This is a genomic window from Bacillus sp. OTU530 (assembly GCF_038440375.1).
On the sequence record NZ_JASATP010000005.1, the window covers coordinates 188253 to 201073 of the forward strand.

The window sequence follows — 12821 nt, forward strand, 5'->3', positions numbered from 1 at the left end:
AATAGAAGACAGAAGTGAATACGAGAGCGCTGCCGTGGCAGTGTTCTTTTCTTTATAGTAAGGAAGCACCCTAGTAGTCTTATAGCCCACTTCCGTTTTTTAAAAATATAAATCGACAAATATAAGAAAAGATAGTAAAATGAAGAGCGGAATTTCGGATATTGTGACGAGTTCAGGTCGTAATGGCTCTGCCATTGCGTTAAATGGGAAAGATTTGGTGAAAATCCAACACGGTCCCGCCACTGTAAGTGAAGAGGCTTTTTGTTGCGCGCCACACCGTTTTTTGGGAAAGCGCAAAAACGGTTAGCGATACACGAGTCAGGAGACCTGCCTAAGCTTGAACGCCAATAAACCTACGAGGCATAGGGAGGTGTTGTGCACAGCAAAGTCTAACATTTGGTATTCTGTTGAACATTGCTTACGCATGCCCTGTATAGAGGGCCTTTTTTTATGACTTTTTTTAAAAGAGGGAGACAAGGTACATGAGACAGTTGAAAAAATGGATGATCGTATCTCTTACAGCGATACTGCTAGTTGCTGTATCTTTTGTAAATACGGTACATACGGTATTTGCAGAAACGGCAAATACGATTACGCTTGCGGTAGTTGGGGATGCGGAGCGAAAAGTGATTTTATGCCCGAAAGAAGTGGCAGTGCAGCCAGATGAAACCGCATTGGATGTATTAAAGAGAGAATTTCCGAATGGTATCGTTACGGAGCAGTCGTCTTTTGGAGAGTATTTAACTGGAGTTGATGGTCTTCTTTCAGGGGGAGAGAAGCCAAACAGCTACTGGTCATTTGAAGTAAATGGAGCAGCTGCGAATGTTGGAGCTGATGCATACAAGGTACATAGTGGTGACACTGTCGCATTTCGTTATGTAACAGATTGGAACGTAGGATTAGGGAATAAAACACTTGAGGAGAGCATTGCAGAGCTTGGTGGATGTGAAGAGCAAAGCGAACCAGCTCCTACAACCCCGGATCAACCAGGACAATCAGGTCCAACGGATGGTAATTCCGAGCAACCAGGACAATCAGGTCCAACGGATGGTAATTCCGAGCAACCAGGACAATCAGGTCCAACGGATGGTAATTCCGAGCAACCAGGACAATCAGATCCGACGGACGGTGAATCTGGGCAACCAGGGAAAACCGATGAGGATTCTGCACCTGTTTTAATGGAAAGTGTGAATAAGACAATTGATAATGCAGTGCAATTTATGCTAAGCAGAGAGCTACAAAGTGATTGGGAAGTAATTGGAGTATTGCAGTCCGCAGCGGCTGTTTCTGATGAAGCGAAAGCAACTTATTTAAAATCTTTAGAAGATCGTGTAAATACGAGTGCGCGACTTAACAATATGGCACTTGCTAGAACGATTTTAGCAATTAATGCGCTTGGAGCAGATCCAACGAATTTTGCAGGACAAAACCTAGTTTCTAAGCTTTATAATGATGAGACAGTGGGCAGTATTAATTCATATATATATGCGCTGCTTGCGTTAGATAGCAGAGATTACGAGATTCCGAGCGATGCAAAGTGGACACGTGATAGCTTAATCTCAGAGATTTTGAAAGAGCAGCATGCTGATGGCGGTTGGTCTTTCAGTAGTGAAACAGGTGATCCAGATATGACAGGCATGGCATTAACAGCACTGGCTCCTTATAAGAGCCGCGCAGAAGTAAAACCAGCAATTGACAATGCAGTAAGTCTATTAAAAACATTACAAACGTCAAATGGCGGATATGAGTCTGACGGAGTAGAAAATGCTAACAGTGCAGCGCAAGTGGTAACAGGTTTAGCTGCAATTGGAGTGGATCCAGCAGGAAGTGAATTTACAAAGGATGGACATACTCTTATTCAAAATCTACAATCCTTCCAATTATCAGATGGAAGCTTTAAATGGTTAAGTACAGATTCAGAAAGCAGTTCTCTTGCGTCAGAGCAAGCTTTATATGCTCTTGTTCAATATAAGTTCTATACAGAAGGAAAAGGTTCTATCTTCCACTGGACAGGCAATCCGGTTTCTGTCGATAATGGAAGCGCTGAAGAGACAGCTAGTGAAGATAGTGAGTCTTCTAATGAAGTAGTCACAGTAGTCACTGAAAGTCCAACTGCGTCAGCTGAAGCACCATCTACAGAAAATAATACGGATACAGAGGAAATTGTTACGGTGTCGTCATCGAAAGAAACAACAACAACTCCTGCATCAGCTGCGTCAGCTTCCAAAAAGCAAAAGCTGCCAGATACAGCTATGTTTGGAACGGAAACAATTGTGATGACTGCAGCAGGTGCAGTCCTTATGACTGCAGGGGCTATTCTTTGGAGAAGAAAGAAGGCCGCATAATTTTATAACCAACATGATTAGGAGCAAGCACTTGCTCCTAATTGCTTTTAGAAAGGTATGTGAAGATATGAGACATATAAAATATTTTTTTTCTATTATGGCTGTACTCGTTCTTTTGACAGGCTGTTCTGCAAAGTCTGAAACGAGCGGAAACAAGAACAAAGAGGACAAAGAGACAACTGTTGATGCTACGGATGCTACAGAACAAGCGCAAACAGAGGAAACGCAACAAGCAGCGCAAACACCTACAGAGACAACAGAACAGTCGGCTGATCCGTCTGAAGAAAGCAGGACAGCAGAGGATACTAATAAAGCGGCTCCTGCAAACACAGTTGCTTCTGCAAATACAGTTGCTCCTGCAAATCAGACGCCTTCCTCAAATGCAAATGCAGCCACTTCTGCAAATCAGGCGCAGGAGGGCAGCAGTAAACCAGCAGCGTCTACACAAACGCCGGCTTCCCAACCTTCCCAAGGATCGGCAGCATCCCAGTCTTCTCAAGTAGCAGTGGCGCCAGCGCCAGCTCCTGCCCCAGCTCAAGCTGTATCCGAAGCGCAGCAGGAGCAAAAGAAGGAAACAGCTATGGTTACTCTTTCAATACAAGATAACCAAACGACAGTTCTTTCAAAAACAACGGTTGAATTGCAGGAGGGAGATACAGTATTTGCTGTACTGGCGCGTACTGTGAAGCAAAAGGGAATTCAAATGGAATATACAGGGGCAGGTCAGAGTGTTTATGTGCAGGGAATTAATAACTTGTACGAAATGGATCGCGGTCCGAATAGCGGCTGGAGATATTATGTAAATGGGGTAATCGGTAATAGAAGTGCGGGTGCTATTAAATTGTCTAAGGGTGATCAAGTAGAGTGGCGATATACAAATGATTACAAAAAGGATGGTCAGTGATCAAGATGAAGTCAGCTTTTTCTTCTGTGCATCCAATCGTCAGCCTTCTATATTTTATAGGCGTTGCTGTGATGAGCATGATGCTTCTTCATCCGGTGTTTTTAGCTACATCAGTTTGTCTGCTGCTGCTCCTAAACATATTGCAGGGCAGTGGTGCACTCATGAAGAAGATGATGATGGCATCAATTGGCATGGCAGTCATTGTTGCAATTGCTAATCCGCTATTTACACATCGAGGAAGCACCATGCTGTTTTATCTGTTTGATAATCCAGTGACACTTGAGGCGACTCTGTATGGTATTACGATGGCGTTGTCATTTTTAACGATTTCCTTCGCGTTTATTTCATACAATGCGACGATTTCAAGTCATAAGTTTCTCTATTTATTCTCACGTATTTCCCCGAAGGCAGCGCTTTTAACGATGATTGCGATTCGATTTGTTCCTTTGTTTTTGAGGAGATTGTCCTATATTACGCTTGTTCAAAAAACAAAAGGGGTACAACTTGAAGCGGGTTCGCTTCGAAGCAGAGCGCAAAATGGAATGAAGCTGTTGTCCGTATTGCTCGTTTGTTCGTTAGAGGAAGCATTGCAAACTGCTGATTCTATGCAGGCACGCGGTTTTGGAACAACCAAACGAAGTGCATACATTCGATATCGTATGGCTCGAAGAGATTGGTTCTTGCTTTCTATCTTTATCATTCTTCTGTTTTTCTGTGTTGTAGGTCCGATATTCGGGGCGGGAGTTTTAGCAATTTATCCAAAAGTAGAGCCGCTTGCTTTACAAACAAAAGACGGTGTGTTATACACCGCCTTTTGTTTGTATATAAGTGTTCCTATTATAATAGAAGGAAGGGAGTGGGCATGGTGGCATATGCAGAAATAAAACAGCTTTCTTTTCAATACGCAAATGAGGAACGCCCAGCCTTATCTTCTGTCTCATTATCCGTTGAGCAAGGAGAGTTTGTTGTATTGGCTGGTAGATCCGGCTGTGGTAAAACGACCTTGTTGAAGCATTTCAAAAAGGAATTGCAGCCTATCGGCATGCGAACTGGAGAACTGTTTTACAATCAAATGCAGCTAAAGGATGTACCGAGTATAACATCCGCGCAGGAAATTGGAATGGTGTTCCAAAATCCTGAAAATCAACTTGTAATGGATACGGTTATACAAGAGCTCGCCTTTTCACTTGAAAACATAGGTTGTAGTACAACTGTGATTCAAAAACGAATTGCGGAGCTTATTAGCTTTCTTGGCTTTCAAGATTTACTGCATCAATCTGTCCATACGTTGTCAGGAGGGCAAAAACAGCTCGTGAATTTGGCAGCTGTTCTTATTTTGCAGCCGAAGCTGCTTTTGTTGGATGAACCGACAGCTCAGCTCGATCCAATTGCAGCGAAGGAATTTTTAACATTGCTGAAACGTATTCACGAAGAGCTTGGTATGACAATTATTGTCAGTGAGCACCGTTTGGATGACATCCTTCCATTAGCAGATCGTCTCGTATTTATGGACGGAGGAAGTATCATTTGCGAGGGGACTCCAAAGGAAGTAGTGGAACAGCTATGGGTACAAGAACCATTCCGTTCGTATATTCCGCAAATCCCCCGTTTGTTTTTGGAATGGGGGAGCGAAGATGTTCCATTTACCGTACGCGATGGTCAAAAAACTCTTCCAGTTCTAGCGAAGACCCTGCACCCGCTTGAGAAAACTAATCCTCGCCAAGGAAAGGAATTGCTTCGGGCACAAGCGATAACGTTTCAGTATGAAAAAAATGGAGTATGCATTTTAGATGATTTATCTTTTTCGGTTCAGCAAGGTGAATGGGTTGCTCTTGTGGGGAAAAATGGAACAGGAAAGTCGACGCTTTTAACAGTATTAGCAGGATTGCAAAAATCCAGAAGAGGAAAGGTGTTCCTTGATGGAGAGCGTCTTGATAAGATTCCTCCGGCGAAACGCTATAAGCAAATCGGCTACGTGTCGCAGCAACCTTACTATCATTTTACACATGATACTGTTTGGGAGGAATTATACAATCGTGCTCAAGAATTAGGTTATGAATATTCGGAACAAGCAGCTAGAGAAATGATGGAACGTTTTTCCCTCTCATTTTTAAGTGGACGTCATCCGCATGATTGCAGCGGCGGAGAGCAGCAGCTAATTGCTATTTGTACAGTGCTTCTTTCCAATCCGCGCATCCTCCTTTTAGATGAACCGACTAAAGGACTCGATCCTGAAAAAAAGGAGAAACTGGGGGGATTGTTCCAACAGCTGCAGCAGGATGGTACAACCATTTTGATGGCAACCCATGATGTGGAGTTTGCGGCTAGGTTTGTCAATCGATGTGTACTTCTATTTGACGGGCAAATTATCGCTGAAGACACACCTCGCCGCTTTTTCAGTGAAAACTTTTTTTATACAACAGCCGTAAATCGCCTTGTTCGCAAACAGCTTCCAGAGGCATTAATATGGGAGGATGTGGTACAATCGTGTCCAAGTGGTCTTCTCTCTTCATTATAGCTGTGATTGCTGTTTTTGTAGGGGTTCTTGCCTTTTCCGCTTTTGTTACGGATCGTTATTTCTTGTGGCTAAGCTTATTGCTTCTTATCCTGGTGATGCTGCCATTTTACGTTCGGTTTGAAAGAAAGGCCTTTTCCTCAAGAGAGATTGTTCTTATTGCCGTTCTTGCTGCGATTGCCGCTATTAGCCGCGTACCGTTTGCGCCGCTTCCAAGTGTACAGCCAACTTCCTTCGTTATTATTGTATCAGCCATTGTGCTTGGAAAGGAGGCTGGATTTCTTATTGGAGCAACAGCTGCTCTTGTGTCTAATTTGTTTTTGGGGCAAGGACCGTGGACATTGTGGCAGATGTTTTCCTGGGGATTAATGGGACTGACAGCGGGGTTGCTCGGTCGAACGTTTATTCTGCAAAACAAGTGGGGGCGTATACTGTTTGGGTTTATATGGGGATTTTTATTTGGCTGGATTATGAACCTCTCTTTTTTACTCACGTTTTTGCAAGAAATTACATGGGTTACTTTTCTCGGTGCTTATGCGGCCAGTGTGTATTTTGATTTGGCACATGCACTTTCGAATGTTTTTTTTCTTGGCTTGTTTAGTACACAATGGATTAAGGTACTAACGCGTTTTAAAGGAAAGTATGGTTTATTAGATGAAGGGAAGGAGCAGGTTAGATGATCTCGATAAAGTTACCACGTGAGCAGAAGGAAGAGCTTATTCAAGGAATACAAGAATATTTCGAAAAGGAAGGACTTGAAGCAATCGGGAATTTGCAGGCTGAAAGTTTGTTAGAGTTTTTTCTTCAGGAGGCAGGACCATATGTGTACAATCGTGCAGTTGAGGATGCCAGAAGGGCAGTGTTAGAGCGGATGCAGGCTATTGAGGATGATTTATACACGTTGCAGCGGCCTGTGCATCGTTAGCAGATGGAGACTTTCTCCATCTTTTTTTATACTTTCTTTTGTCAAAATATTATGATCCGTTAGCTGGTAGAACTGTGTTTTTTTGTATTGTAAGGAGCATAGGGGAATATGAGGTTAAACTATAAATACAGCTTTGCTCTCTCAAGCCTAAGTTTTTTTGATAAATAAAAAAGACCACTCAGCCATGAAAACTAAGCGGCAAAAATGATTAGGGATTCAAAGGAACGCGTTCCTTACAAAATGATTATATATGTATATTATCGAAATTACACATGTGTTGTCAGGAAATCTGACAATGTTTTTGAAAGGAGCTAAGATACATTTTGGATTCTTTCTACAATTGAAGATGTTTGTATGTTAAAAAAACAGTGATAGTATATTTTGCTAATTTTTGAATTGTTGGATTAAAATCCCAAATAGGAAAAGACCGCTTAACAAGGCGAGTTAAGCGGAAAGAAAATATGGTCATGGTCATAGATTATGAAGAAAAATACCTTCTTTGCTATTATAGGATAGGATAGCTTTTTGACGGGATTTGTTGTCAGAAAATCTAACGGTTTTTTTAGAAGAGAAAGGACTGTTGGATTGTTTTGTCAAAATCTCTACCGAGGAAGTAAGGAAAAGGAGCTGTAAGATGAATTATATAAATAAGATTGTTATGATAACAGGAGCTGCAAATGGGATTGGTAGAGCTATCAGTGAGATGTACGCTGAAGCGGGTGCTATTGTAATCCTAGTGGATAAAGATAAAGAAGCGGGAGAACGGACGGCTGCTTTCTATCGGGAGCAAGGATACCAAGCTTATTTTTATGAGGTTGATTTGCGAGGGATTGCTAATATTACCGAGTTGTTTGCTTCCGTTCAGAGTGAATATGGAAAAGTGGATGTATTGATTAATAATGCTGGTCTGAGTAAATTTAAACCGTTTTTGGACCTGACGGAAGAGGATTGGGATGAGGTGCTTCATGTGAATTTGCGTGCATTGGTATTTGCATCTCAGGAGTTTGCAAAGCAAAACAGAGGGTGCTCCTATGGACGAATTATTAATATTGCATCGACACGTGCGTTTATGTCTGAACCTCATTCGGAGGCATATGCTGCTTCAAAAGGGGGGATCGTAGCGGTCACACATGCGCTTGCCTTATCTTTGGCAAAAGAAAATATCACAGTTAACTGTATTAGTCCTGGTTGGATTCAAACGACAGGTTATGAGGAGTTGCGGGAGCAGGATCATAGACAGCATCCATCACGTCGTGTTGGCAAACCTGCTGATGTTGCGCGTGCTTGTTTATTTTTAACAGAAGAACAAAATGATTTTATCAATGGAGAGACTATTATACTGGATGGAGGGATGACGAAGAAAATGATTTATGAGGAATAGATTCTTCAGTCCATGAATATGGATATATCGTGTAGAGTCGCGACTACATACTTTTAGTTTGCCTCCATTGCACTTCTTATAAAAGAAGTGCTTTTTTCGTTGGATGTTGCTTACGCGCTGACATAAAATCTTCATTTTCTGGAGGATGGAACATTATGGTTGGGTGATATAATGAACATATATAAAACGAAATGACTTGAGGTGGCAGTTTACATGAAACCGATTATCCCGACCCAACACGGAGCTTGGGCTATGTTGTTTATCCCGTTTATTATCGGCATCGCTGCTGGAAGTCCTACATTATATCACCTTCCTTTACTGCTCGCATGGTTGTTTGTTTATTTAGGTACATATCCGCTTCTTATGTATATCAAACAGAGACGTAAGAAGCATCTGCTGCAATGGGCTCTTACTTATTTTGTGGCGGCCCTTATTTTTGGTAGTATTTCACTTATGCATGAATGGCGAATTGTATATGCAGCAGTTATAATGCTTCCATTGTTTCTTGTGAATGTATGTTTTGCAATAACTAAGAATGAGCGAGCGCTGCTAAATGATATCGCTGCTATTATTACATTTTCATCTGGCGGTATGATGAGTTATTATTTTGGAACGGGCATCCTTAACCAAACAGCATGGTGGATTTTCACTTTATGCTTCTGTTATTTTGTTGGAAGTACATTTTATGTGAAAACGATGCTCCGTGAGAAGCATAACCCAATCTATCGAATCGTTTCGTGGGGCTATCATGCGCTGTTAATCATCGGGATGATTATGCTTTCTCCTGCACTAGCTATTGCATTCGTACCAAGTCTTGTGCGGGCCATCCTGTTTTATGGCAAGAATATGCCGGTCTTAAAGGTCGGTACTTTAGAAATTGCGAACTCTGTTTACTTCTTCTTTGTCATTTTGCTTATGGTAAACAAGCTGTGAATAGATACCATACCTTCTTGCTGAAATAAGTGAGAAGGCAGTTTTATGTTAGGCTTCAGGAGGGTCTGATTTGTTGGAGCTTTATGGCCGTTCATAGCCAAACTATCTTCTTTACACTGTAGGAAAGCATAAATTTCCAGCTAGAAGGTCATTCGACGTAGTCGGAAATTTTAGGAACACAGTGTAAGTGCAACTACGCCTCTGTCTTCGTCCAAAGGCAGGGCTCGCCAGTCGGCGAGGTTTCTTTACACTTTAAGAAAGTATAAATTTCTAGCAGGGAGCCCATTCGACGTAGCGAGAAATTTTAGGAATACAGTATAAGTGCAACTACGCTTCTGTCTTCGCCCAAGGGCAGGGCTCACCAATCAGCGAATTTTCTTTAAAGTCACAAATTCCTAGGCCTTTTCATATGATGGGCACAGGAGGATGACAACGCATGAGGAAACGTAAGAATAATGCAAGCATTGCGTGTTATATTGCGATGTGCGAGTATAGAAAAAAAAGAAGAGGGCATCTTTCGCGGGAAGCAGCCAGAGTATTGAAAATGCTTAAACGCCCCTATTCATAAAAAACACCCGATCCTGTTTGGGGATCGGGCGTTTTTTATATTGTAGGAAAGTATAAACTTCTAGCTACAAGTCATTCGACGTAGTCAGAAATTTAGCGAGTTTTCTTCAAAAAGGATAATTTGTGCTGCCTGTCTTATTTTTGTGATAAAATTTGGGCTGTACTGTCACATTGTTGAAGTGCGCTCTCAACAGAGTGAAGAGATTGTTCAATGCGCTGACGGTTGTCGGCTTCTTCTACTGTTTGTAGTGCATTCTGTAGGCAGCTTCTTGCTTGTTCTAGCGCGCTGCATGAATCTTGAACGTGACCTCTTGCATTCTTTTGCATATTCTATGCCTCCCTTGTATGAGATACATATGTAGTATGGGCTAAACTGTAAGGGCATATAACCTAAGTGTTTGGGAATATCAGAGGGGAAAGTGAGTATTTGAAACGGCATGATAAGAGAAAAAAGAAAAGACTGCATAAAGCAGTCTAACAAAATGGTGCTGAGTGTGTAGTGTTTTATTCAAATAAAAAGACACCTTCGCCAAAAGGTGCCGGCTGTTTCTGTCATAAAAGACTCGCTTTTTGACAAGGTATAGATTATCATGGTTGAATTTACTTGTCAAAAGGGAATATGTGGAGCTATTTTTTGTGCTGAAGATTATACGGATTTTGTTTGGGTACGCTCTTGCATATCAGCGAAGGCCTTATGGGCTTATCAATACATAGAGCTTTGAGAGCAGCCGTTAACGGACAGGATGGCAGCGGCTGTTATAGATGCTGGAAATAAGCTCTGGCTCATCCCTTTTCTAAATGTATGGATTAGTATGAGCCGTTTCCCGTATCCAATTATTCATAAGCGGGAGAACTTTTAAGTGGTATCTCTTCTTAATGGAATGAAGAAGGGGAAGGATAAAGAAAGGGGGTGAATGATTTGCAAGTAATGCCAAAAAAGAAAAAATTTGAAGTGCAGCCGGATGAATCGATATCAAGCTGCATTGAAAGAATGGAAAGAGAAGGATATATCCCAGCACGACGCACGGAGGAGCCGGTTTTTCAGGAAGTGGAACGAGATGGGGAGCTGGTCATAGAGCCGTGCGGGAGACGAATTACATTTGAAGGAAAGTTAAAAAGCTAGGGGACCCCTAGCTTTTTATTACACCTATGCCTTATTTCTTCATTATATATTCTGTCTCTTAGGAAGCGAATCTTGTGTAGAAACTCTAGGGTAGTTTGCCTTGAGAGAAACTACCTTTACATTATATTGGGTACGAAACACAAGCAAAAATAGATTTTTAGGGAAAGGGCCTTGAATTTCTACAGGATGCTAGTGCAGCTATAATTAAATAATGATACAATGATTGTAAACGTTTTTTAGTTATCTATTCAGATGTATAACCTACAAACAGGGGGAACGATATGTCCGAAACTTTTCAATCGAACAATTTGCTCACAGAAGAAGACAATCAAGCATTGATGGAGGCTATCGGAGATGCTGTGATGCAGGCAATTAAAACCGGAGATTCTGTTTTTGTTTCCTTTCCTAGATACAATTTAATATTGATGGTTGTGCAGGAGGACTTTTCGATTCAAAGCTCGTTATTTCTGTTGTCAGATTGTGTGAAGAACGAGGAGGGACAACTGCAACTGCCAATGCCGCCTTTATACGCAGGTCGCCGTCACATTATGAATATTGAGGATTTTGAAGGTTATTATAATGAAGAGGCAGTAAAACAGTTAGAGCCCAAGATTGGACAAGCATTATTTTTAATTATGAACCTTTTGCGAACAATTCAATTAGGATCCGGTGTATATTAGAAAAGCCAGCTGTTCACAGTAGGCTTTTCTAGCATAATTTATTGCAAAATGGATAGGTGGAAAAAAGTATACATAGATAGTAATGTATTATGGGAATTTATAAAAGGTGAAACTTAGGATAATGTCCTGCTGTTTTTATAGTGAATAACAAGAAGAGAGGTAGGTATAGTAAGATAATGAAATGGAATCATTTGTTAACTATTTCGTATAGCATAACTGTAATTGCAAACGATTCCATTGCGTGTTGACAAAAAAGTTCGGAATTCATTGACCAAGGCGGCTTTTGTAGGGTATAATTCAGAAAGTTTAAACATTACGAAAACTTGACAGTTTCTAGATGAAGGGGGAGGGAATGGTATGGAAAGAGTGTATAACTTTTCTGCCGGTCCATCAATGCTACCACTTCCTGTATTGGAAAAAGCGCAAAAAGAGCTAGTTTCACTTGGAAGTACTGGTATGTCCGTGATGGAAATGAGCCATCGTTCTGGTGTATACCAAAATATTGTAACAGAAGCGGAGACTCTTTTAAGAGAGTTGATGAATATTCCAGAAAATTATAAGGTGCTGTTTTTGCAAGGTGGCGCTTCTCTACAATTTTCTATGATTCCGCTAAACTTATTCCGTAACAAGAAGGCTGACTATGTAAACACAGGTTCTTGGTCGAAAAAAGCAGCTTCTGAAGCAAAGAAGTATGGAGAGGCGCGCGTTGTAGCATCTTCTGAACAAGATCGTTTTACAACTATTCCAGAGCTGCACCGTTCTATGTTTGATCCTGAGGCGGACTATGTTCATATTACGACGAACAATACGATTGAAGGAACCTGCTATGCAGAAATTCCAGATACAGGCCATGTACCGCTCATTGCGGATATGTCTTCTAATATTTTGTCTGAAGTGTATGATGTTTCCAAGTTTGGTTTGATTTACGCAGGTGCGCAAAAGAATATTGGTCCTGCAGGTGTAACAGTCGTAATCATCCGTGAAGATTTAATTGGTCATGCTCCGGCATTCTGTCCGACAATGCTTGACTATAAAATACATGCTGATAACGAATCAATGTATAACACACCTCCAACGTTTGCAATTTATATGGCGAAGCTTGTATTTGAATGGTTAAAGGATCTTGGCGGTATTCCAGCAATGGAGAAAATCAATCGTGAAAAAGCGAAGCTGTTGTATGACTTTTTAGATGAATCTGAAATGTTCCAATCACCTGTCGCACCAAAATATCGTTCTCTCATGAATATTCCATTTACAAGTCCTTCAGCTGAGCTGGATAAAAAGTTTGTTCAAGAAGCAAAGGCTGCTGGCTTAGAGACGTTGAAGGGCCACCGCTCCGTTGGCGGTATGCGTGCGAGTATCTATAATGCGATGCCTGTAGAAGGAGTACAAAAGCTAGTGGCATTTATGAAGGAATTCGAACGGAACAATCGATAGGGGGATTTGCT

The 12821-nt window shown here is 41.4% G+C and carries 12 protein-coding genes and 1 riboswitch; of the genes, 11 read left to right on the forward strand and 1 reads right to left on the reverse strand.

Going from position 1 to position 12821, the window contains the following annotated elements:
- Positions 1–157: 157 nt before the first annotated feature.
- Positions 158–349: riboswitch (cobalamin riboswitch) on the forward strand.
- A 133-nt stretch (positions 350–482) separates the two neighbouring features.
- From AAHB12_RS05645 to AAHB12_RS05680, 8 genes are all read left to right on the forward strand, one after another.
- Positions 483–2345, forward strand: coding sequence for a DUF4430 domain-containing protein (locus AAHB12_RS05645; RefSeq protein WP_342044598.1), 1863 nt, complete (start codon positions 483–485; stop codon positions 2343–2345).
- A gap of 67 nt (positions 2346–2412) precedes the next feature.
- Positions 2413–3249 (forward strand): DUF4430 domain-containing protein, encoded by an 837-nt coding sequence (locus AAHB12_RS05650; RefSeq protein ID WP_342044599.1) that lies wholly within the window; start codon positions 2413–2415, stop codon positions 3247–3249.
- Between the two features lie 5 nt (positions 3250–3254).
- Positions 3255–4133: an energy-coupling factor transporter transmembrane component T gene (locus AAHB12_RS05655; protein WP_342044628.1), complete on the forward strand. Its 879-nt coding sequence runs from the start codon at positions 3255–3257 to the stop codon at positions 4131–4133.
- Positions 4112–5767 carry an ABC transporter ATP-binding protein gene (locus AAHB12_RS05660; protein WP_342044600.1) on the forward strand — a complete coding sequence of 552 codons (1656 nt, stop codon included), beginning with the start codon at positions 4112–4114 and terminating at the stop codon, positions 5765–5767. Before AAHB12_RS05655 ends, AAHB12_RS05660 begins: the two co-directional genes overlap by 22 nt.
- The gene (locus tag AAHB12_RS05665) at positions 5737–6444 is read left to right on the forward strand and encodes an ECF transporter S component (protein WP_446715518.1); all 708 of its coding nucleotides are present in this window, start codon (positions 5737–5739) and stop codon (positions 6442–6444) included. The genes AAHB12_RS05660 and AAHB12_RS05665 overlap by 31 nt, the downstream gene beginning before the upstream one ends.
- Positions 6441–6689 carry a DUF2164 domain-containing protein gene (locus tag AAHB12_RS05670; protein ID WP_129726170.1) on the forward strand — a complete coding sequence of 83 codons (249 nt, stop codon included), beginning with the start codon at positions 6441–6443 and terminating at the stop codon, positions 6687–6689. Before AAHB12_RS05665 ends, AAHB12_RS05670 begins: the two co-directional genes overlap by 4 nt.
- A 634-nt stretch (positions 6690–7323) precedes the next feature.
- Positions 7324–8070 carry an SDR family NAD(P)-dependent oxidoreductase gene (locus AAHB12_RS05675; RefSeq protein WP_342044602.1) on the forward strand — a complete coding sequence of 249 codons (747 nt, stop codon included), beginning with the start codon at positions 7324–7326 and terminating at the stop codon, positions 8068–8070.
- Positions 8071–8283: 213 nt separating this feature from the next.
- Entirely contained in the window at positions 8284–9003 is a 720-nt protein-coding gene (locus AAHB12_RS05680) for a YwiC-like family protein (protein ID WP_342044603.1), read from the forward strand.
- 702 nt (positions 9004–9705) lie between these two features.
- Here AAHB12_RS05680 and AAHB12_RS05685 read toward each other — a convergent pair.
- The gene (locus AAHB12_RS05685) at positions 9706–9897 is read right to left on the reverse strand and encodes a hypothetical protein (RefSeq protein WP_129726173.1); all 192 of its coding nucleotides are present in this window, start codon (positions 9895–9897) and stop codon (positions 9706–9708) included.
- Between the two features lie 601 nt (positions 9898–10498).
- Between AAHB12_RS05685 and AAHB12_RS05690 the strand changes: the two genes are divergently transcribed.
- The 3 genes from AAHB12_RS05690 to serC all read left to right on the forward strand — a co-directional run bounded on the left by AAHB12_RS05690 (position 10499) and on the right by serC (position 12810).
- Positions 10499–10693, forward strand: a complete 195-nt coding sequence (locus tag AAHB12_RS05690) for an NETI motif-containing protein (RefSeq protein ID WP_446715519.1) — start codon at positions 10499–10501, stop codon at positions 10691–10693.
- A gap of 281 nt (positions 10694–10974) precedes the next feature.
- Positions 10975–11373, forward strand: coding sequence for a hypothetical protein (locus AAHB12_RS05695; protein WP_129726174.1), 399 nt, complete (start codon positions 10975–10977; stop codon positions 11371–11373).
- Positions 11374–11730: 357 nt separating this feature from the next.
- Positions 11731–12810: a 3-phosphoserine/phosphohydroxythreonine transaminase gene (gene serC, locus AAHB12_RS05700; protein ID WP_129726175.1), complete on the forward strand. Its 1080-nt coding sequence runs from the start codon at positions 11731–11733 to the stop codon at positions 12808–12810.
- The last annotated feature ends 11 nt before the right edge of the window (positions 12811–12821 follow it).